The 23,030-nt window shown below is 41.5% G+C and carries 16 protein-coding genes and 1 tRNA gene; 16 read left to right on the top strand and 1 reads right to left on the bottom strand.

Annotated elements, in window-relative coordinates; all coding sequences use genetic code 11:
• Positions 1 to 20 precede the first annotated feature (20 nt).
• The 6 genes from WKT03_RS05585 to WKT03_RS05560 all read left to right on the top strand — a co-directional run bounded on the left by WKT03_RS05585 (position 21) and on the right by WKT03_RS05560 (position 5,583).
• Positions 21 to 1,556, top strand: coding sequence for a Ppx/GppA phosphatase family protein (locus WKT03_RS05585; protein ID WP_008401515.1), 1,536 nt, complete (start codon positions 21 to 23; stop codon positions 1,554 to 1,556).
• Positions 1,557 to 3,686 carry an RNA degradosome polyphosphate kinase gene (locus tag WKT03_RS05580; RefSeq protein ID WP_340391105.1) on the top strand — a complete coding sequence of 710 codons (2,130 nt, stop codon included), beginning with the start codon at positions 1,557 to 1,559 and terminating at the stop codon, positions 3,684 to 3,686.
• 260 nt (positions 3,687 to 3,946) lie between these two features.
• Positions 3,947 to 4,441, top strand: a complete 495-nt coding sequence (gene infC, locus WKT03_RS05575; RefSeq protein ID WP_008401517.1) for a translation initiation factor IF-3 — start codon at positions 3,947 to 3,949, stop codon at positions 4,439 to 4,441.
• Between the two features lie 37 nt (positions 4,442 to 4,478).
• Complete coding sequence (gene rpmI / locus WKT03_RS05570; protein ID WP_008401518.1) at positions 4,479 to 4,676, top strand: 50S ribosomal protein L35; 198 nt, start codon at positions 4,479 to 4,481, stop codon at positions 4,674 to 4,676.
• 21 nt (positions 4,677 to 4,697) lie between these two features.
• The gene (gene rplT / locus WKT03_RS05565; RefSeq protein WP_008401519.1) at positions 4,698 to 5,054 is read left to right on the top strand and encodes a 50S ribosomal protein L20; all 357 of its coding nucleotides are present in this window, start codon (positions 4,698 to 4,700) and stop codon (positions 5,052 to 5,054) included.
• Between the two features lie 223 nt (positions 5,055 to 5,277).
• Positions 5,278 to 5,583 (top strand): hypothetical protein, encoded by a 306-nt coding sequence (locus tag WKT03_RS05560; protein ID WP_008401521.1) that lies wholly within the window; start codon positions 5,278 to 5,280, stop codon positions 5,581 to 5,583.
• A gap of 321 nt (positions 5,584 to 5,904) precedes the next feature.
• Here WKT03_RS05560 and WKT03_RS05555 read toward each other — a convergent pair.
• Positions 5,905 to 5,988 (bottom strand) — tRNA-Leu (locus WKT03_RS05555).
• Between the two features lie 412 nt (positions 5,989 to 6,400).
• Between WKT03_RS05555 and WKT03_RS05550 the strand changes: the two genes are divergently transcribed.
• The 10 genes from WKT03_RS05550 to WKT03_RS05505 all read left to right on the top strand — a co-directional run bounded on the left by WKT03_RS05550 (position 6,401) and on the right by WKT03_RS05505 (position 22,891).
• Complete coding sequence (locus WKT03_RS05550) at positions 6,401 to 7,426, top strand: hypothetical protein (RefSeq protein WP_021943715.1); 1,026 nt, start codon at positions 6,401 to 6,403, stop codon at positions 7,424 to 7,426.
• Positions 7,423 to 9,894, top strand: a complete 2,472-nt coding sequence (locus WKT03_RS05545) for a biotin/lipoyl-binding protein (RefSeq protein WP_021943716.1) — start codon at positions 7,423 to 7,425, stop codon at positions 9,892 to 9,894. The genes WKT03_RS05550 and WKT03_RS05545 overlap by 4 nt, the downstream gene beginning before the upstream one ends.
• Positions 9,895 to 9,908: 14 nt before the next feature.
• Entirely contained in the window at positions 9,909 to 12,728 is a 2,820-nt protein-coding gene (locus WKT03_RS05540; protein ID WP_340391102.1) for an ABC transporter permease, read from the top strand.
• A 3-nt stretch (positions 12,729 to 12,731) separates the two neighbouring features.
• Positions 12,732 to 13,409, top strand: a complete 678-nt coding sequence (locus WKT03_RS05535; protein WP_117785052.1) for an ABC transporter ATP-binding protein — start codon at positions 12,732 to 12,734, stop codon at positions 13,407 to 13,409.
• Positions 13,396 to 14,571, top strand: coding sequence for an ABC transporter ATP-binding protein (locus tag WKT03_RS05530; protein WP_309295078.1), 1,176 nt, complete (start codon positions 13,396 to 13,398; stop codon positions 14,569 to 14,571). The genes WKT03_RS05535 and WKT03_RS05530 overlap by 14 nt, the downstream gene beginning before the upstream one ends.
• Before the next feature lie 150 nt (positions 14,572 to 14,721).
• A complete protein-coding gene (locus WKT03_RS05525) occupies positions 14,722 to 16,356 on the top strand; it encodes a DUF6034 family protein (protein ID WP_262529597.1) in 1,635 nt (544 codons plus the stop codon).
• Positions 16,357 to 16,592: 236 nt separating this feature from the next.
• Positions 16,593 to 16,895 (top strand): metal-sensing transcriptional repressor, encoded by a 303-nt coding sequence (locus WKT03_RS05520; protein ID WP_008401532.1) that lies wholly within the window; start codon positions 16,593 to 16,595, stop codon positions 16,893 to 16,895.
• Positions 16,896 to 17,046: 151 nt separating this feature from the next.
• Positions 17,047 to 19,671: a heavy metal translocating P-type ATPase gene (locus WKT03_RS05515; protein ID WP_340391098.1), complete on the top strand. Its 2,625-nt coding sequence runs from the start codon at positions 17,047 to 17,049 to the stop codon at positions 19,669 to 19,671.
• Between the two features lie 82 nt (positions 19,672 to 19,753).
• Positions 19,754 to 21,283, top strand: coding sequence for a cardiolipin synthase (gene cls / locus WKT03_RS05510; RefSeq protein WP_340391097.1), 1,530 nt, complete (start codon positions 19,754 to 19,756; stop codon positions 21,281 to 21,283).
• Between the two features lie 21 nt (positions 21,284 to 21,304).
• Complete coding sequence (locus tag WKT03_RS05505) at positions 21,305 to 22,891, top strand: O-antigen ligase family protein (protein WP_340391096.1); 1,587 nt, start codon at positions 21,305 to 21,307, stop codon at positions 22,889 to 22,891.
• Positions 22,892 to 23,030 lie beyond the last annotated feature (139 nt).

Here is a 23,030-nt window from a genome sequence, read left to right as displayed (position 1 = left end):
GAAGTGAGGTGTATGAAAGTATGGCAGGAAAGACATTTGCCGCGATCAATGTAGGTTCTAATGAGATATCAATGAAGATCTGCGAGATCACACCAAGAAAGGGTGCTAGGGAGCTTGATACCGTAAAAACGATCATTGAGCTTGGAAGTGATACTTATAATAAAGGATATATCGAAGAAAATAATTTGAATAAGCTGTGTGACACGTTGATTAAATTCCGGAGAAAGATGAAGGAATATGATGTATCTGATTACAGGGCATATGCATCCAGTGCGGTCAGAGAAGCGGAGAATGCTTCTATGATCATTGAGAGAATTAAGATGTGTACGGATTTTGATGTGCAGATACTCAGTAATTCAGAACAACGTTTTATGAATTATAAAGCATTCGTGGCAACCGGGATGGATGTGGATGTGGCAACCCATAAGAATAATGCATTGCTTGATATCGGAGCCGGAAGCTTACAGATTTCGATCTTTGACAGAAGAAATCTGGTACAGACACAGAATCTTCCAATCGGTGCAGTCCGAATCCGTGATTATCTGACCCGGTTCGGTTCCGATACGGTAGATCTTGAAACACTGATGGAAGAGTACGCATCAAATGCGATCATAGAATTCAGAAATCTGTTTTTAAATGATAAAGATATTAAGAGTATTATTGCAATTGGTGATGGTATCAACAACCTGAAAAAAGTTGGTCCGGAGCTTTCGATTGCGAACAGTATATCGAGAGAACAATTCCGCATTCTCTATAAACGGGTAGTTGACATAAAACCGGAAGATCTGGCGGAACGGTATGGTATTCCATATGAGCGTGCCACCCTGATGCTTCCGATGGCGATTATTTATCAGTCATTTCTGGATAATTCCAGGGCAGAGGAGATCCTGACTCCGAATGTGATCTTCTGTGATGGCATTATTGCTGACTATATGGATAAGCAAGGAACCTTCCTGATGGACAAGAATTTTGATCAGGATATTCTTGCATCTGTGAATACAATTGCAAAGAAATATAAAGTAAATCGTGCGCATGTCCAGAATGTATCGGATAATGCACTTGCAATATTTGACAGCATACGGAAATTACACGGACTTGGTAAACGGGAACGGTTGCAGTTACAGATCGCGGCGATCCTGCATAACTGTGGTAAATTTGTAAATATGAAGGATGTATCCCTGATCTCTTATCATATCGTGATGGCGACAGAGATTCTAGGACTTTCTCATAAAGAGAGAGAGGAGATCGCAAATGCGGTTTATTATAATGGATTTTATCTTCCGTCGGAATTAAGGGCATCCGGGCGGATCGGATCGGCAGATTATATGAAAGTGGCCAAGCTTACCGCTATCCTTCGACTGGCTGATGTGCTTGATAAGAGCTATAAACAGAAGATTACAAATCTTAGGATTTCATTACATGACAATACACTGGTGATCTATACAGATACGCTGGAGGATATTACACTTGAAGCAGGCATGTTTAAAACGAATAATATCTTATTTGAAAAGGTCTATGGTGTAAAAGTAGTATTGAAACAAAGGAGGGGCATATAAATGAGTGATAAGAATTTATTTTACAACCGGGAACTGTCCTGGCTGGAATTTGATAAAAGATGCCTGAGTGAAGCGAAGGATAAGAATATTCCGATATTTGAACGGATCAAGTTCCTAAGCATCACAGCATCCAATCTGGATGAGTTTTTTATGGTGCGTATCGCATCCTTAAAGGATATGAAGAATGCGGGATATACGAAGAAGGATATCGCAGGAATGACACCGGAAGAACAGCTTGATGAGCTGATCCCTGCAACGAAGGAATTCATGAAGAATCAGTATCAGACCTATAATCGTTCACTGGTTCCGTTATTAGAGGCAAATGGACTGAAGATTGTCAGACATTATGAAGATCTGACACCGGAACAGTCCAGATATGTAGATAAATTATTCGAACGGGATATCTATCCGGTATTAACACCGATGGCAGTGGATTCGTCCAGGCCGTTTCCTCTTGTAAGAAATAAATCTTTAAATATCGGTGCGCTGATCTATGATAAGAAGAAAGATGTTACAGATATCGCGACCGTTCAGGTTCCATCTGTACTTCCAAGAGTGATCATTCTGCCATCTGAGCGACAGGGCATGACAGAGATCATCTTGCTTGAAGAAGTGATCGAGAAGAATCTGGATAAGCTGTTCTTAAGCTATGATATCGTATGTGCACATCCATATCGTATTATGCGTAATGCGGATTTCTCAATTGATGAGGAAGAGACAGCCGATCTGTTAAAGGAGATCGAGAAGCAGTTAAAGCAGCGCCAGTGGGGTGAGGTTATCCGTCTGGAAGTAGAAGATACGATGGATAAGAAGCTGTTAAAAGAATTAAAGAAGCATCTGGATGTGGTTGATCGTGTTGTATATAAGATAAACGGACCGCTTGACCTTACCTTCCTTATGAAAGTAAATGGCCTGCCGGGCTTTGATCATCTGAAATATGAGAAATATGTTCCACAGCCGGCATTTTCAAATGGTGACTACAGCAATATATTTGATAAGATCAAGAAGCATGACCGTCTGTTGTTCCATCCATATTATGAGTTCACGCCGGTTATTGAATTTATCCGTCAGGCAGCAGTCGATTCAAATGTACTTGCGATCAAGCAGACCTTATATCGTGTCAGTGGCAATTCACCGATCATAGCAGCGTTAGAGCAGGCTGCGGAGAATGGCAAGCAGGTAACTGTTCTGGTTGAGTTAAAGGCAAGATTCGATGAGGAAAACAATATTGCATGGGCGAAAAAGCTTGAGAAAGCCGGCTGTCATGTTATCTATGGTCTGGTCGGACTTAAGACACATTCCAAGATCGCGCTGGTTGTCAGAAGAGAAGAAGATGGTATCAAGCGCTATGTACATCTTGGTACCGGTAACTATAACGATCAGACAGCAAAGTTATATACAGATATGGGACTCCTGACCTGTTCAGACCCGATCGGCGAAGATGCAACGGCAGTATTTAATATGCTGTCCGGATATTCAGAGCCAAGAAAATGGAACAAACTGGCGGTTGCACCAATCTGGTTAAAGGATAAATTCCTGATGCTTATTAACCGTGAAGCGGAAAATGCCAGACAGGGTAAGAAGGCACGGATCATTGCCAAGATGAATTCTCTTTGTGATCCGAAGGTGATGGAAGCCTTATATGATGCATCGGCTGCTGGTGTTAAGATCGACCTGATCGTCCGTGGTATCTGCTGTATCAAAGCAGGTGTGCCGGGACTCAGCGAGAACATATCGGTTCGTTCGATCGTTGGTAATTTCCTGGAACATTCCAGAATCTTCTATTTCTTTAATGATGGATTTGAAGATATCTATATGGGCAGTGCAGACTGGATGCCGAGAAACCTTGACAAGCGTGTCGAGATTACCTTCCCGGTAGAAGATCCTGATCTGAAGAAACGAATCAAGGACATCTTAAAGATCCAGCTTGCTGATACTTTAAAGGCACACATCATGCAGCCGGATGGCAGTTACGAGAAGCAGGACCTTCGCGGCAAGGTAAAACTGGATTCCCAGATGTACTTCGCGGAAGAAGCCCGTAAGCGTTCTGCAAAACCGGAGGATGCAGATGCTGCAATCTCTCATGACCGGGTATTTATCCCGATCGAAGCGGAAGAGAGCGAGCATTAAAAAGTTGCTAAATATAACGAAAAAAGTTGCTGGATACAGTAAAAAAATTCTTGACATTTGCACACGTATGTGCTAACCTATAGAAGCTGTTTAGCAGAGACAGACAAGAAAGCAGAGTATCCACTCTCACCTTAGCACGAAGAATAGTGACTTGGGTTCATATCTAAGTAGATTATAATATGTACTTATATATAATAGTGGATGGTTTGCGCTGTCCACTATTTTTTATGCAATGGAGGTAAAAAGTCATTAGCGAATTAATGATTAACGAACAGATTAGAGACAGAGAAGTGCGCGTGATCGGCGAGGATGGTCAGGTGATCGGAATTATGTCCTCCAGAGATGCACTGAAGCTTGCAAAGGAAGCAGAGCTTGATCTGGTTAAGATCGCTCCACAGGCAAAACCACCTGTATGCAAGATTATTGATTATGGTAAGTACCGTTATGAGCTTGCTCGTAAGGAGAAAGAAGCCAGAAAGAAACAGAAGACAATGGAGATCAAGGAAGTTCGTTTATCTCCAAACATTGATACTAACGACTTGAATACAAAAGTAAATCAGGCAAGAAAGTTCCTGACACATGGCGATAAAGTAAAGGTTACGCTTCGATTCAGAGGTAGAGAGCTTGCCCATGTAGAACAGACAAAGGGCATTCTTGATGAATTTGCTGAGAAGCTTTCAGACATCGCAGTCATCGATAAGCCTGCCAAGTTTGAAGGAAGAAGTATGATAATGTTTTTAACTGAAAAACGTTAATTTACAATATGACATATATTAAGGAGGAAATACACACATGGCTAAATTAAAGACAAAAAGAGCAGCAGCTAAGCGTTTCAAGAAAACAGCTAACGGCGGCCTTAAGAGAAGCAAGGCTTACAAGAGTCATATCTTAACAAAGAAGACAACTAAGAGAAAGAGAAATCTTAGAAAGTTAACAATGACGGATTCAACAAATGAAAAGGTAATGAAGAAGATTTTACCTTATATCTAATAAATCAGGAGGAACTAGAGAATGGCAAGAGTAAAAGGCGGCGTTGGCGCTAAGAAAAAACATAACAGAACACTTAAGCTGGCTAAGGGTTACAGAGGAGCTAGATCAAAGCAGTATAGAGTAGCAAAGCAGTCAGTTATGAGAGCTTTAACAAGTTCATATGCTGGCAGAAAGCAGAGAAAGAGAGAATTCAGACAGTTATGGATCGCTCGTATTAATGCTGCTGCAAGAATGAATGATATTTCATACAGCAAATTAATGCATGGCTTAAAGCTTGCAGGTGTAGACATCAACAGAAAGATGCTTTCAGAGATGGCTATCAGTGATCCGGAAGGATTTGCTAAGCTTGTTGCTGTTGCAAAGGAAAAGCTTGCTTAATTTAAGATAAGCAGAAAAAACAGATCATGATGATTTTCGGAAGAAGATGGTTATGGTCTGTTTTTGCGTTATCGGAACGTTTGCCCGGCCAAGTGATCCGTTATTTTAAAGATCATAAATAAAAGGCGGACATTGACATAATTGCCTTTACAGAGTTGTCCTGTTCATACTATAATAGAACTGTACATTGAGCTAATTTATGGGACATGGAGGGTGACATATTATGTTTGTAGAACGAGTAACAAGAGAGCAGATGAAGATGTTCTTGGAGACATTTGCATGCTGCAGCGAACAGAAGAATCTTGTAATGAGATTAAATTACGCAGGAAAAGAGCCATATCTGGATGTAACCAGATACAGTAACGGAATGATGTACACAGACTCTTACTATGATTTTGACAGTACATATTGCAGTAACCTGTGGAACAAATTCCTTTATACACAGTTTACACATGAGTACTACAGTGCATTTAAGGCACATCTGTTAGAAGACGTAGAAAAGAAGCTTACCAATATGATAAAAATCTGAGAAAGTAAAATCCCTGATACAAGTATATTAACAACAAAACACTTACAGGTATATACCATTTATTCCGCAGAACACTTTCGTTCTATTTCAAACGTAGCGGTACTAAACTCTTCATCTTGCGATGAATCGTTAAGAACCGATGTTTGTAACTGAGACCTTAGCGAGGCTCGCCGAGGTTAGTTCGAAGTTATACAGAGTAAAAAGGTCTGCTTCATAAAGATATATACATGTAAGTGTTTTATTATAATTATATAAATACTTTGTATCAGGGATTTTGTGCATAAAAAAAGAAAACCTCAAAGGTTTTCTAAAAAATAAAGATGCGGGAGATGGGACTTGAACCCACACGCCGTTTCCAGCACTAGATCCTTAGTCTAGCCTGTCTGCCAATTCCAGCACTCCCGCATGTCTTATTTCGTACGGCTTACCGCCGACGCAAGTAAGATAATACCACTGTGCTATATAAATGTCAACAAGTTTTTTTACTTTTTTTTGAAAAAATCCAATGCACGCATTATGATAGAGATTTTCATCATAAAATGGACACATTTACATGATAAACTTATAACGAAGTTTGTATGTAAAACGAAAAGATGCAAATATGATACATTTGTATTTTATACTGGCATAAGATCAGGACATTTGTCAGAAAATGATATGTAACAGAAATAATACAGGAATCCTTAAGATTGTTTAATAAAATAAGGATTGCTTGATTATGCCAGACAGAGAGAGTAAAATTACAATGATTTAATTTGGAAAATATAGTATTTTCAGATATACATAAAAATAAAACAGCGCAAGCAAGGAGGCAACGATGCGGAAACGAATCAAAAAGGGTGTGGCATGTGTATTATGTGCCAGCATGGTAGCTGCCCTTCTGGGTGGATGCAGCAGCAAAAATGCAGAAAGCAGCAAACCTTCTATTCATATTGAATCATATACAAAGGTGGGATATGATACGGTGACCGTTCAGTCAGGAGATATTTCACCAATCTTGAATTTAAAACTTTCCCCGGATGAATTTGAAACGAAAAATTATAAAGTTTCACAGGATGATTACGAAGTAGAAAAAGTTAATGTATCAAAGGGAGATCGGGTTAAAGCCGGAGATATCATGGTTCAGTTTAAGGCAGATGATATTCAGGATACGATCAAGGAATATACAGAGCAGAAGGCAGAGAATGAACTGCTGATCGAACATTATCAGAAACTGATGCAGATTGATGGATCAGAGGATTATTCTGATGATATTGCAAGTCTGAAAGAGGATATCCAGATCGCAGATACATATATTAAAGAACAGAACGAGAAGATGAAGGAGTATTGTCTGATTGCAGAAAAGGATGGAACTGTAACCTATGTCAATGAGTGGTTGGGATATGGATATGCAAGTTCATCCGATAATCTGGTGACCGTAGCATCCGGATCCTCTAATTATACAGCAACGACAGATGATGATTATGAATTTAAAAAAGGGGATGTCTATCAGGCAGATTATGAAGTGGCATCCTACGATATGAAGGTTATTGATGTCAGTCAGTATGAAGATAAGGCAACCGGTAAGCAGATGCAGAAAATCTTATTTGAGCCGGTAGACAGTATGGCAGGAATTTCAGAAGAAGATGTGCTGACCATGACGATCCATAAGCCGGTGATCAGCAATGTTGTCTATGTTGATGAAAAAGCAATCAATGAGAAGTCAGAAGATAATTATTATGTATTCACGATCAATGATGATGGCTTCCGGACAGCAGTTGATGTAACAATTGGTGAAACGGTAGACGGATATACGATTATTAAGTCTGGATTGAAGGCTGGAGAGCAGGTGACGGTAAATTGATAAAGAAGAGAATAATGATCAATAAAAAATCGTATGCAGTCAGAATGACAGCGATTGCTATGGCAATGATGCTTGGTTTAACAGGCTGTGGGAAAAAAGAAGAAAAGGCACCGGAGCTGTTAGAACCTGTTACAACGAATGAAGCGTACCGTCCGGTCGAAAAGAGCGATGTTGGTAAGAAGATCATCAAGAACGGTGCGATCGTACCAACGGATTACTGTTATTTCTTTAAAACCTCAGCGACACTCTCAAAGATTTATGTTAATGTAGGTGATTATGTTAAAAAGGGCACGGTTCTTGCAGAGGCAGACAGCGATGATACAACTTCAGGAATTGAAGACCTGAAAGCCTCTCTTTCCAGTGAGCAGCAGACCCATAATGTAAATGAAAAGATATACGAACAGAAACAGAAGGAACTGGATTATAAGATTAAAGCATGTAATGAGGCTGGAGATTCTGCCGGTGCGAAAGAAAACCAGAGCACAAAAGCAGTCAATGCCGAGAATAACCGGTATGATAACATGTTGTACAATTATAAGGTCAAGAAGCTCCAGCAGCAGATTGACGAGAAGGAATCTCTGGAAACTGATAACAAGCTCGTAGCAGAACAGGACGGCTATGTTACATATGCCAAGAGCCTAACGGATACAGATTCATCAGATGAAGGCGGCGGATCGATCTCCAGTGGTGAGAATGTTGTTATCATATCTGATTACAACACACCGTATATTGAGATCACCGGTGAGCAGATCACAAGAGATGGATATGCAAATTTTAACACCATGTACACGATGATTGATGGCAAACGGTATGAGCTGGAAGAATACAAATATTCCAATCAGGAGATCGCAGCAGCACAGAGTGCATCCAAGCTGCCATATGTCCGTTTTAAACTGAAGGATGTGGATAACAGCAAGATTTTAAAGACAGGAACACTGACACCGTTGTATTTCAGTACATCAACTGCTGCAAATGTTCTTGTAGTCGGAAATGATTCCTTATACGAAGAAGGAGATAAGTATTTTGTATATGTGAAGACAGACAGCAGTGATAAGGAAAAGCGTGAGATCAAGATCGGTGCACAGGATGATAACTACACGGAAGTAAAGAGCGGTCTTTCAGAGGGAGATCTGGTTTATTATGATTCTGATTCAACGATCCCAAGTGACTATACAACATATGAGATTAAGCTGGGAACTTTTAAGACAACAGGAACCAGCAAATCCTATAAGATGGTAGATACCAATCAGATAACCTATAAAGCTCCTGTAGAAGGCTATTTTACACAGCTTGATCTGGCGGAAGGTCAGGAAGTGAAAAAAGGCGATCTGTTGTATATTGTTGACAGTGGTGGTGGTAGCGCAGAGCTGCTGGAGTTAAACTCCCAGATATCAGATGCAAAGAGTGATTATGATTCGACAGTAGCGGGCTATGAAGAGCAGATCAAGGATCTGAGAGCCGAGATTGAAGATTACCGTTCCGGCAGGAAGAAACAGCAGGTGGCAACACCGGGAGATGCTGATCCGGCAGATGATACAACGGATACTACAACAGATGACGGGGATGAAGAAGACGGTGATTACGATATCCCGGATCCAGATGATAATAATGGCAATACATTATACATGGTTGAGCAGCTTACCTGCCAGATTGAGATTGCAAAATACAATGAAGAGCTGGCAAAGATCAATTATAATACGACTGTGAATCCATTGATCGCAAAGCGTGATAAGCTGAACAAAAATAATGATGGAAAAGGTAATATCAGCGTATATGCAGAAAGCGACGGCGTTGTACAGAGTGTATATGCCAGTCAGGGAAAACAGATCAAAGAGGGTGACAAGGTTGTCAGCATAGGAAGCAATGAATCCAAGATGATGTCCTTATCCCTGACAGATAACGGTGGAAGCTCCAGACGTAACGGAAATAGCGGAAGTGACGATACCGGAAGTGATAACAGTAATGCAACACTTCTGGTCAATCAGGAGGTTACTTTAATTGATCAGAAGGATGACAGCAAGAAGCTGACCGGAAGATGTATCGGAGCAACAGCGGATTCCAAGAAGGCTTATGTAACAACGATCGATGGTCAGGTATATATAACAAGCAGCTCCGGATCCGAAGATACCAGATATTATATACAGGTGGATGATAAGAGCTTCTATGATTCACCAAAGGGATATTTTGTAAGCTTTGCAAAAATGTCACTGGAAAATGTAGTAACAGTTCCAATGAATATTATTTATACAGAGACGGATAAGACATCCGGTAAATCCTATGAATATGTGTGGAAGCTTTCAAAGGATGAGATTGTAAAACAGTATGTAACAACAAGCACAGATACAAAGTCGTCAAATGCATGTGTACTTACCGGATTGTCAGAAGGAGATGTGATTCTGAAAGAATCCGGTTCTTCCGGCAGTGGTGACAATACAAAGAAAAAAGCCGATAGCAGCTCAGAAGAATAGAAGGGAGAAGAGGAATGTTTAAATTCTTAAGAAATAAATTACTGAATAAAAAGTGGCTGAATGCCTGCCTTCTTCTTGGTATTGTGCTTCTGGTTGCTGTAGCATCCTGTAATCCGATGTTCAAAAACGGTGCAATGGATATGACGCTGGCATCCAAGTTTGATTCAGCGATAGAAGATAACAACACATATTCAGCCGTGGTCGGAAGACAGGGCTCCTGCTCAACAGACAATTTCCCGGATTCTGCATCCGTACTTGACCGTATCAATGCATATGAAAAGAAGTGGATGAGTTACATTGACGTACCGGTATTAAGCAGACAGAACAGATTGTTTATAGAAGGTACTTATGCAATGACCGGGCTCGGTTCCAGGAGATTTTTCAGTGTAAACTATATGCAGGATATGAGCGAACATATCAATATCACGTTTGGAGAGGGACTTGATACCGGGAAACCGGTTGAAGGTACTTATCCGGTGATTATCAATCAGCAGAATGCGGATACATATGATCTGGTTGTAGGTGAAACCGTATCAATTGATAAATTGGTAGACAAGGATGGAAAGCCGGTTACATTTACGGTTGTCGGAATCTTTGAACCAAAGGATACCACTGATATTTACTGGAAAGAGACACCGGTAGATTTTGATAAGATGATATTTACAGATCAGGCATCCTTTGATGCAACCGTTGCAAACTATGGTGTTTTGACAATATATTATGCAACATATAATATGCTGGATTATGCATATATCGATCATACAAATGCATCAGATATCCGTTATTATCTGAGTGCATTTTCAAAAGCAGATGGTAACTTTATTCAGAATTTCAGCAGCATACTTGCTGATTATCAGGACGATGCAACATCGATCATGATCATTATCTGGGTACTGGAGCTTCCAATCCTGGTATTGCTTCTGGCATTTATCTATATGGTATCCAGTCAGATCCTGGAAATGGAGGACGGTGAGATTGCGATGCTAAAGAGTCGTGGTACCAGTACGAAACAGATTCTTGGCATCTATTTTGGAGAATCTGCGATCCTTTCTTTGATCGCGATCGTTATTGGTATTCCGGTCGGATATCTGTTGTGTAAATTATGTGCAAGTGCAACCTCCTTCCTGAAATTCAGCTTTGGTGATACACACTTTTATAAGCTGACATGGGGAATGTTATTATACAGTCTGGTTGCTGCAGTTATCGCAATCCTGTTTATAACACTTCCGGTATTGAAATACGCGAAGAATTCGATAGTAGAGCAGAAGAGTAAACTTGGAAAGGTGAATACAAAGCCAATCTGGGAGAAGGCATTTCTGGATGTGATCCTGGTGGCAGTTTCCATTTACCTGCTGTACAACTACAATAAACAGAAGAGTGATATTGCATTAAGCATTCTGGCTGGAAACAAACCGGATCCATTGATCTTTTTGAATTCCTCCCTGTTTATATTTGCAGTTGGGCTGCTGATCCTGCGACTGATCAAATATCTGATCAAGTTCATTTATTTCATTGGTAAGAAGAGATGGTCACCTGCGGTATATGCTTCCTTCCTTCAGATCACCAGAACAGTGAAGAAGCAGGGCTTTATCTCTGTATTTCTGGTTATGACGATCGCCATGGGTATGTTTAATTCCAATATGGCAAGAACGATCAATGAGAACAATCGGGAGCGTATCGAATATAATCTTGGAACAGATATCGTTCTGAGTGAACAGTGGAAGATGGGTGCGTATCTGGATAAAGATAAGAAGAGTCACTGGTACTATGAAGAACCGGATTTTGAACGGTATACAGAGAATCTTTCCAATTCATGCAAACATCTGACCCGTGTGATCTATGATGACAATACAACGATCAAGGTTGGAGGTTCTGAACTTCCGGACTCTGTTCTGATGGGAATTAATACAAAGGAATTTGGTGAGACAGCCGAATTAAAGTCAGGCTTGAATGATGAACACTGGTATAATTACCTGAACAGTATTGCAACTGTTTCCAATGGTGTTATCATTTCATCAAATCTGGCAAAGGAATATGATCTGTCTGTTGGTGACAGCATCACATATGCAAGATACAGCCCGATGAAGACAAAGGAGCCGGTTGAGATCGCATCACCGTCCGGAACAATCTGCGCAATTGTAGATGCATGGCCTGGATTTAACCAGTACACATATGAGAAGGACAAAAGTGGAAAGGTTGTTGAGAAGGAACGTTATCTGGTTGTTGCTAATTACGCATATGTTGTCAGTGCATTTGGTCTTACTCCATATCAGATATGGGGACAGCTTGCAGATGGACATGATTATCAGGAGGTCCTGGATACGGTTGAAAAGCAGGGTATTTCATTAAAGAGTTATCAGAGTGTAGATCAGGAAGTACAGAACATGCTGGAATCTCCGCTTGTACTGATCACAAATGGGTTATTCTCACTGAGCTTCCTGGTAGCAGTTATCCTCTGTACAGTAGGATTCCTCATCTACTGGATTACATCGATCAAGCAGCGGGAGCTTCTGTTTGGTATCTACCGTGCGATGGGTATGAGCATGAAGGAGATTAACAAGATGCTGATCAACGAGCAGATGTTCAGTTCCGTTCTTGCCAGTCTGGCAGGATATGGAGTTGGAGCGGCGGCTACTGCGTTGTTTGTAAAGCTGGTAGCGATCGTATATCTGCCGGAGTCGCATAACATAGCGATCAGCATAGCGGTCAACCCATTTGATATATTGAAACTGACGATCGTAGTTGTGGTAATGTTTATTATCTGCTTCATTGTTCTCCGGACAATCTTAAAGAAGATGAACATCACACAGGCATTAAAACTGGGGGAGGACTAAACAATGAATATGATTACTGCAAGAGGAATAAAGCGGTGTTTTACAGTTGGAAATGGCGAACCATTTTATGCTCTTAAAGGAATAGATCTGGATATCCCGGAAGGAAAGCTTGCGATCCTGAAGGGAAGATCCGGTTCCGGTAAAACAACCCTTTTAAATATTTTAAGTGCGCTGGATGAAGCAACGGAGGGGCAGGTGATCATAGAGGATCACGACCTGTCGGAGATGGCTGTACCGGAAAGAGAAAAACTCAGACGGTACGATATCGGATTTGTATTCCAGTCGGTAGCGTTGATTCCGATCATGAATGCATATGAGAATGTAGATTTTGGTTTAAGACTTGCGGAATATGAAGGAAACCGGGATTCCCGTATCCGCGAGGTTCTGGAGATGGTTGGACTTAGTTCCAGAATGTTCCATATGCCGAACCAGATGTCCGGTGGTGAGCAGCAGAGGGTAGCGATCGCAAGAGCGGTTGCCCATAAGCCAAGGGTAATCTTTGCAGATGAGCCGACAGGAGCTTTGGATACAGCATCCGGACTGAATGTTATGAAGCTGTTCAAGGATCTGGTGGCAAAAGAAGGAATCACGATCGTTATGACGACACATGATCCAAACCTGATGGAACTCGGAGACGTAGTATTTGAGATAGAGGATGGTGAGATCATTGGCAAAGCATAGTGGATTTTTTAAGAAAAAAGATAAAAATACGATTCCGGAAACTGATATGCAGGAAAATGTTGCACAGATGATGGAAGAACCAATGGATCAGGATCCTGTTCAGGAAGACGCCGATATCGCAGATACAGACATGAACGATATCGGTGTGCAGGAGACTGCAGTGGATGCTGGGAACGCTGTTGATGAAGCAGATATAGCAGATGACGATACAGAAACATCAGAAGATTTGGACGATACAGACAGAAACAGTCAGGCTGCGGAAGAATATGAAGAAACCGGCAATATCATTGACTGCGACAGTCTGGTTAAGATCTATAAAACAGATGAAGTTGAAGTAATGGCACTTCAGGGGCTGGAGCTTACGATCAAAAAGGGTGAGTTGATGGCAGTTATCGGTAAATCCGGTAGTGGTAAGTCAACGCTTCTGAATATGATCGGTGGACTGGAACGTCCGACAGCAGGAAAATTATATGTAGATGGAAAAGACCTTTTTGCAATGACAGACAAAGAACTGGTAGAATATCGGAAACATACCGTTGGCTTTGTATGGCAGAAGAATTCCAGAAACCTGCTTCCGTATATGACAGCTCTGGAAAATGTCCAGGTGCCGATGTATTTTGATAAAGACAATAAGGAAGACCGGGAAGCCAGAGCCTATGATCTTTTGTGCAAGGTTGGTTTAAAGGAAAAGGTAAATTCCTATCCGGCACAGATGTCCGGTGGTGAGCAGCAGAGAGTTGCAATTGCGATCGCACTTGCCAACAATCCAAAAATCCTGCTGGCAGATGAGCCGACCGGTGCAGTCGATTCCAAAACCTCAGATATGATCCAGGATCTGTTCCGGAAACTGAATGAGGAAATGGGTATTACAGTTATCATCGTAACGCATGATATCAGTCTTGCAAATAAGGTTGGACGTGTGGTTATGATCGCAGATGGTAAGATCAGTACAGAAAAGATCATGAAAGAGGATTACAGAAAACGGATCAATGACATGGAAAGCGAGAGCTTTAATGGAACCGATTCCCATGAAGAATATTCCATTATGGATAAGGCACACCGTGTACAGATCAGTGATGATATTCTGGAGGCTGCCGGAATTGATACAAACAAGGTAAAGATTCAGGTAGTGGATGGCAAGGTTGTTATTTCAAAAGAATAAATATCAGTTCAGAAAACGGCGCTGGATGCATATGCATTCAGGGCCGTTCGCAATATTTTCACATTTTCTTTCTTGCTTTTTCTTGCTATCGTGCGTTGGTTCGATTATAATAACTTTGTTTAGCTGATTTGGAATTTCGAGGAGGAAACCATGAAGAAGAGAAAATTAACAAAAATGTCGGCAGTGTTACTGGCAACAGCATTGTCTGCAGCAACTGTTTTTTCAGGATGTAATAAGAAGGTTGATTACGATATGGGTGATGGAACGCAGAAAGAAGGAAGTGCAGGAGAAGGCGGCGAATTATCGTCCCGTCTCGGTGTTCCGGAGTCTTATGAGGGTAAGCTGGATGTCGGTGATTCCGGTATCAAAGAGATTACCATTAAAGATGATGATATCATAACACCAGATTCCGACAGTATGTCTATTGTGTCTTATAAGAAGAATTCCTTTGATAATGCATACAGGCAGAAGGTCTGTGAGGCAATCTTTGATAAGTCAAAGGGTATCTATGTATATGACTTTGAGCACCAGACCAAGAGTGATCTGCAGACTCAGATTGATTCATATCAGACGATGTTAGACGATGCGAAGGAAGCTGGAGATACAGATACAGAGGATTATTGTAAGGAATACATATCCTATCTGGAAAATGAAATGGCAACGGCAACGGATGAGAGAGAAGGAGCCGGTGATTACAGTGCATCGGATTATATCGGACAGATTGGCGATAATCAGTTCATGCTCTCATTTTCAGAGGGAACAGAAGGGTTAAATGCAAGCTTTGATCTTTCTTATTATCCATCCGAAAGCATGATCAATTACAGACCATATGAGGGTGCATCCTTTGTATATGCTTATGACGCAAAGTATGGAGAAGAGGGGATTGATGACAGCATTGTAAATACTTGTACATTTTCTGAAGATGAAGCCGTATCACTGGCACAGGAATTTCTTGCCGGATGTGGAATTGATGATGTGATCGTTACAGATAAATCTCCGTTATTATGGGAGTATTATGACAGCTCTTATAATGTGATTGCAACAGAGTATGAAGGCTATATCGTAAACTTTGGACGTTCTGTCAATGGAACTGCTCCATACAGTGCGGATCTGTCTATGGTTGACACTCTTTCAAGCGATGAGGATGATGCCTGGTATGATGCTCCAACAGAGACGTTCTCCATTCAGATCGACTCCAATGGCGTGATCAACGCAAGCTGTTATCCATTGTTAGTTTCAACCGGTGAGGATCAAAAAAATGTAGATCTTTTGAGCTGGAAGGAGCTTTTAAAGGAACTGGATAAGAATGTTGCACAGTATTATACAGATAATAAGACTTCCTACAGCGATATTGAATTTAACGATGTCAGATTGACATATTACTGTATTAAGGATGATTCTCAGGATGATGTATATAATTATGTTCCTGTATGGATATTTGCACAGGCAGACGAAAATGATGGAACATATGATTTTGACTATCCGGTACAGGCACTTATGGTAAATGCAACCGATGGAACAATCTACAATCTGAAAGATGTTCTGGAGGCCGGTTCGATCTCATACAGTGATTATTACGATGATCAGGGTGATATGATCGATGGATACGAATATGATGACAGTGATATGGAAAGTATAGATTCAGATGGCAGTGATGACGGATCCGGTGATTCATCAGATGGCAGTGATGACGGATCCGATGATTCATCAGATGAGATAGAGGATGGATCCGATGAAGGGATCATTGACGACGAAGGTCTGTTAGAGGATGATGTTGTAGAATAATACAATCCTACAGGAAAATAAGGTGTCATACGACGCCAGACTATAAAGATGCAGGACGAGTGATATTTTTTATCATTTGCCCTGCGTTTTTTATTGGTTTTGGTATTGACAAAAATACCCCTATGGGGTATATATAATATCGTATCCGGGATCATTAAAATTGGATACAAAAAATAAATGTACAGATACAGATGGATGAAAAAATTCAGGAAACAGACAGAAGGGAGCGGACAAGAATGGAAGAACCATGTTGCCATTGTCATAAAACAAAACAGAGAACAGAAGGTGAATATAAGAAGCTGATGAACCGGCTGAACCGGATCGAGGGACAGATCCGGGGAATCAAGGGAATGCTGGAAAAGGATGCATATTGTACGGACATATTAGTACAGGTTGCCGCTGTCAATTCTGCATTGAACAGCTTTAATAAGGAACTTCTTGCAGAGCATATCCGAACCTGTGTGATCGAGGATATCAAAGCAGGAAAAGAAGATACGGTGGATGATCTGGTAGATACCATTAAGAAATTAATGAAATAAACACATAGAAATTTTCTGTCTGGAAGATCGTATGAGAATATGTTCGTATGATTGCTTTGGATATGAAACATAATAAAAATGTGTTTAAGATATAATGAAGGCATAGAATGTGCGAAGCACATGATAAAAGCTTGATAAGAGGGTGAATGAATTGGATAAATATAACGTAACAGGAATGAGCTGCAGTGCCTGCAGCGCAAGCGTAGAAAAGGCAGTGAAGAAAGTAATAGGGATTGACAGTTGTACCGTCAGCCTGCTTACAAATTCGATGACAGTAGAAGGACATGCTGATCCTAAGACAGTTATTGAAGCAGTAGAAAAGGCAGGATATGGAGCAAGTCTGATGACAGGAGAAGACCGGAAGAATGTCGGGAAGAAGCAGGCAGCGGATGCAGATGAATTGAATAATCATGCAGCCCTGCACAAGATGAAGGTCCGGCTGATCGCATCTATCGTTCTGTTAATTCCGCTGATGTACATTTCCATGGGACATATGATGTGGGGATGGCCACTGCCGGCGATTATCAGTGATAACCATGTCGCTATGGGACTGATCCAGATGTTATTTGCAATTGCGATCATGGTTGTAAACCAGAAGTTTTTTATTAATGGATTTAAGGGTGTGATCCATGGAGCACCGGGTATGGATACATTAGTAGCACTTGGCTCAGGCGCATCCTTTATTTACAGCACATATGTATTATTTGCAATGACAGATGCCGTGATGCGGCAGGATAATGACCGTGTTATGACCTTGATGCATGATTTTTATTTTGAATCGGCAGCGATGATTCTTGCACTTATAACGGTTGGTAAGACACTCGAGGAATATTCCAAAGGTCGTACGACAGATGCCTTAAAGGGATTAATGAAGCTTGCACCCAAAACAGCCCTTGTTCTTCGTGATGGAGAAGAACAGGAAGTTGCTGCTGAAGATGTGGTAGTTGGAGAGGTATTTATCGTCCGTCCGGGATCCAGTGTTCCGGTAGATGGTGTGGTTATAGAAGGAAACAGTGCGGTTGATGAGTCTGCTTTATCCGGTGAGAGTCTTCCGGTCGATAAAGCAGAAGGAGATAAGGTATCTGCCGCAACGATCAATAAATCCGGTTATCTGAAATGTCGGGCAACCAGAGTCGGTACAGATACGACTTTATCCCAGATCATAGAGATGGTCAGTGATGCAGCAGCAACAAAAGCACCGATCGCAAAGATTGCAGATAAGGTATCCGGTATCTTTGTTCCGGCTGTCCTGATCTGTTCCTTGATCACTATTATTGTATGGATCATTGCAGGAGAGAGCACAGGCTTTGTACTTGCCAGAGGTATATCGGTGCTTGTGATCAGTTGTCCATGTGCACTTGGACTTGCAACACCGGTTGCCGTTATGGTAGGTAACGGTGTCGGAGCAAAGCAAGGTATCCTATTTAAGAATGCGGCAGCACTTGAGATGACAGGAAAAACAGATGTGGTTGTACTGGATAAGACAGGAACGATCACAAATGGAACGCCGGAAGTGGTAGATGTAGTTCCGGGAAATGGATACAGTGAGACAGACCTGCTTACCTTTGCAGCAAGTCTGGAACAATACAGTGAGCACCCGATAGGCAAAGCCATTATGGAATATGTCGGACAGAAATGGATCAAGCCACAGAAGATTGAAGATTTTCAGGTGCTTCCGGGAAATGGACTCCGCTGTAGATTAAGCAGTGAGGCGGTTTCACAGAATGAAAGAGGATTTTGTGCAGGACAGAACCATTCTCAGATATCAGATCATATTTTGCTTGGTGGAAATGGAAAATTTATCAGCCAGTATGTAACCTTATCCGAGGCGGATAAGACACTGGCAGAAGAATTAGCTTCACAGGGCAAGACCCCGATCTATCTGGCAATCGATGAGAATAAACTGATCGGTATCCTTGCAGTTGCAGATACGATCAAAGAGGATGGAATCCTTGCGATCAAAGAATTAAAAGAGATGAATTATTCAGTTGTTATGTTAACCGGAGATAATGCAAAGACAGCAGAAGCAATCGGTAAACAGGCAGGTGTTGACCGCGTGATCGCTGATGTACTGCCGGATGGAAAAGAAGTGGTAGTAAGAGAACTGATGAAGGAGCACCGTGTGATCATGGTTGGTGACGGCATTAATGATGCCCCTGCATTAACCCGTGCGGATATCGGTATGGCGATCGGAGCCGGAACCGATGTTGCAATCGATGCGGCAGATGTGGTACTGATGCGGGAAGGTCTTCGAACCGTTCCTGCAGCAATCCGGTTAAGTATGGCAACGATACGAAATATCAAAGAGAACCTGTTCTGGGCATTTATTTATAACATTATCGGAATACCGCTTGCCGCAGGTGTCTGGTATCCGATGTTTGGCTGGAAATTAAACCCGATGTTTGGAGCATTTGCCATGAGCCTTTCCAGTTTTTGTGTAGTAATGAATGCATTACGGTTGAATTTCGTGAAGATATATGTTAATAATAGTAAATACAGAATACACCAAAAAATGGTATCAAAAAATGTTGAGGGAAATAATAAGATAGAAAAGGAGACTGGTACGATGAATAAGACGGTGTATATAGAAGGAATGATGTGCGGACACTGCGAGGCAAGAGTGAAGAAAGCATTTGAGGCACTTCCACAGGTAACAGAAGCGGAGGTCAGCCATGAGAAGAAGCAGGCGGTGCTTACTTTAAGTGGCGAGTTATCCGATAAAGAGATCAAAAATACAGTGAAGGAAGCCGGATATAAGGTAACTTCGATCAAGTAAAATAGAAATACGGGATAAAAGATAAAATGGCAGGGCACGGTTTACTGTGTCCTGTCATAAATTAATAAGAAGGAAATTGTCTATGAAGAAACTATTGAACAGGTTATTTAGTCGAATGGTAATTACATGTCTGCTGGTAGCGGCACAGTTGATCTTCTTTATGGTAGAAGTATTAAAGCTGCAGCAATACTATGTATTGGTGGCGGCTATTCTGCATTTGTTAAGTTTTATAGCTGTGATGCATCTGTTATTAAAGGATGTGAATCCGTCAATTAAACTGGCATGGATCGTTCCGATCCTGATGTTTCCGGTCCTCGGTGGTCTGCTTTATCTGCTCTATGGACATATCATTATGCCGAAGAAGTTAGAGAAATATATGAAGCATGCGGCAGAATGGGACTACGAGACGGATCTGTATGCAAATATGGCATATTTCAGTGATGTGATAAAGGGGCAGCCGCCATACCGGTTGTTCAAATATACAGAAGATTATGCAGGTTCGCTTGTATATCAGAATACGGATGTCCGGTATTATCCGATGGGGGAAGATGTCTGGCCGGATTTTGTCGATGACCTGAAATCGGCAAAAAAGTATATTTTCCTTGAATATTTCATCATCAATCCGGGCGAAATGTGGAATACGGTGCTTGAGATCTTAAAAGAGAAAGTAAAAGAGGGTGTGGAAGTCCGCCTGATCTATGATGATATCGGCTCAGTTTTTTATGTGCCAAAGTATTACTGGCGTGAGATGGAAAGCTATGGGATCAAATGTATGGCATTTAATCAGGTGGTTCCATTTCTGGCAACGATCTTTAACAACCGGGATCACCGGAAGATCGCGGTTATGGATGGTACGGTTGCTTATACCGGCGGTTTTAACCTGTCTGATGAATACATTAATAAGAAATCACCTTATGGCAGATGGAAGGATAACGGTATCCGTATGGATGGAGATGCTGCATGGCGGTTCACGATCCTGTTCCTTCAGTTATGGAACAGCATCCGGAATGAAGATAAGCATATCTTAAGCTATCGTCCGGCAGAGCAGAAGGAGCATTTGAACGATGGATATCTTCAGCCATATACGACCAATCCGCTCAAGAAGGAGCCGCTTGGTGAGAACATATATATGCAGATGATCAATGATGCAAAGGAATATGTATACATCTTCACTCCATATCTGATCGTGTGCAATGAAATGATGACAGCGTTAAAGCTCGCAGCAAAGAGGGGAATCGATGTCCGTATCGTAACACCTGCGATCCCGGATAAGAAGATGATCTTTCGTATGACACAGTCGAGCTACAAAGAACTGCTTCGTGCCGGCGTGAAGATCTATCAGTACACACCGGGATTTATCCATTCCAAATGTATCCTGACGGATGATAATCTGACCTCGATCGGTTCGATCAATATGGATAACCGGAGCTTCTATCATCATTTTGAATGCGGTGTATTGGTATATGATTCCAGTATCATTGCAGAAGTGAAGTATGATATGCTTTCAACGATGAAGGAATCAGAGAAGATCACGCTGGACTGGTGTAAGAAGCATATGTCCAGAATTACACTGGTGGATGCCTTCCTCAGGCTCCTGTCACCATTGTTATAGGAATAAAGGCAAAGAGAGAAAATGACAAAAACAAATAAGAAACAAAAAGCCGGAGATCAAAAGCCGGCTTTTTCAAAAAAGAATGATTTCAAAAAAGAAGCAGCATTTCAGATTTTTAAAGAAAGCATTACAACGGCATTCCTGCTGTACATGTTTGTTGTTTTTCCATTGGTTCTTCATGATGGATATATGGATATTACGATCACAAAATACAATTTCTTTAAAAATGGAGTATTGATCTATGGGATATTGATGTGTCTGACATTTATACTCGGATTTACGGATCATATGGAAGAGCATACGGATGCTGCAAAAAAAACGGGAAGAGGCAGAAATTTTCTGGCGTCGGATATCTGGATGGGAGCTTTTGTGCTGTCAGGCACACTTGCATGGATCATGGCAGATGATAAAATGGCAGCCTACACCGGATCCATGGGAAGACGCTGCGGACTGGAATTTCTGGTGCTTGTGCTTGTGCTTTATATTGGCATTGGAAGCGGATATAAATGGCAGCAGATCCTGGCACCGGTGTTTTCTGTTATCAGTGGACTTGCATTTTTGATGGGAAGCTTACAACACCTGGATATTGATGTGTTTCATCTGTTGTCACATATCAGAGAGGATCAGCAGGCGATGTTCCTGTCCACCTTTGGAAATATTAATATATTTGCTGGCTTTGTCTGTACCAGTGCTGCGTTCTTTTCCGGTATGTATCTGATCGAAGAAAAGCGGGCATTCCGGATCTGCTATATGGCAGCCCTTTTGTTGGGCGGAGCCTCCTTGATCGCGGCAAACAGTGACAGTGCCTATATGGGACTTGCTGTAGCATGGGTGTTATTACTCTTTTTCGCATTAAAACGAAGCCTGTTTGCAGAATTTGTAACTGTTTGTACCACCTTTCTTTCCGGTTATACGATCATGGCGTGGATCACGACAGGAACCGGAAGGGGATATGAGAAGCTGTCCGGTCTGGCGAAGCTGGTGGATGCAAGAGACATATTGACTGTCTGTTGTGTGATCGGTATCTTGTGTGCGATATGGTTATCAAAGAAGAAATATAATACAGGAAGATCCGCATTATCCCGTTTGCTCATAGCAGGAATATTGCTCATAGCAGGGATCACCGTGACAGTTATCGGCTGTATCAACCATTGGGAGATCTTCGTATTTGATGATTTCTGGGGAGATTACAGAGGCTTCATCTGGTCGAGATTATGCCGACTCTATCAGGATCTGCCATTTGTTGATCAGGTATTTGGAAATGGAAATGAAAGCATCTATGCGCTGATGTCTGCCCGGTATTATGATGAGATGCTGGCAGTAACCGGAACGGTTTATGACAGTGCGCATAATGAATATCTGCAGTATCTGGTCACGATGGGAGCTTTTGGCCTGATCACTTATGTAGGGCTGATCATTACTTCGATCCGTAACTGTGTGAAAACCTGGAAGGATGAACCGGTGATGCTTGCGGTTCTGATGCTTATCGTTTCTTATATCACACAGGCGTTCGTCAATGTAGAGCAGCCGATCACGACACCGTTCCTGTTTTTATTTGTGGCGATAGCAGCAGGAATCCGCAGAAACAGTCTGAAAAAAGCAAACTGAAACACGGTCTTGTCAAAGTGCTGTATTTCGTTGTATAATCACGGAGTATGTGTATTATAGATGGATAATGGTCGGAAAGTGATCGGAGACATATATTTTGCCGCAGCTATCCGGGCACAGAATAAATAAGTAGATAATA

Origin of the sequence: Coprococcus sp. HCN-4056 (genome assembly GCF_037892645.1) — a bacterium.
In the GTDB taxonomy this organism is placed as follows: domain Bacteria; phylum Bacillota; class Clostridia; order Lachnospirales; family Lachnospiraceae; genus Coprococcus; species Coprococcus ammoniilyticus.
This window is presented reverse-complemented; position numbering and strand designations above follow the sequence as displayed.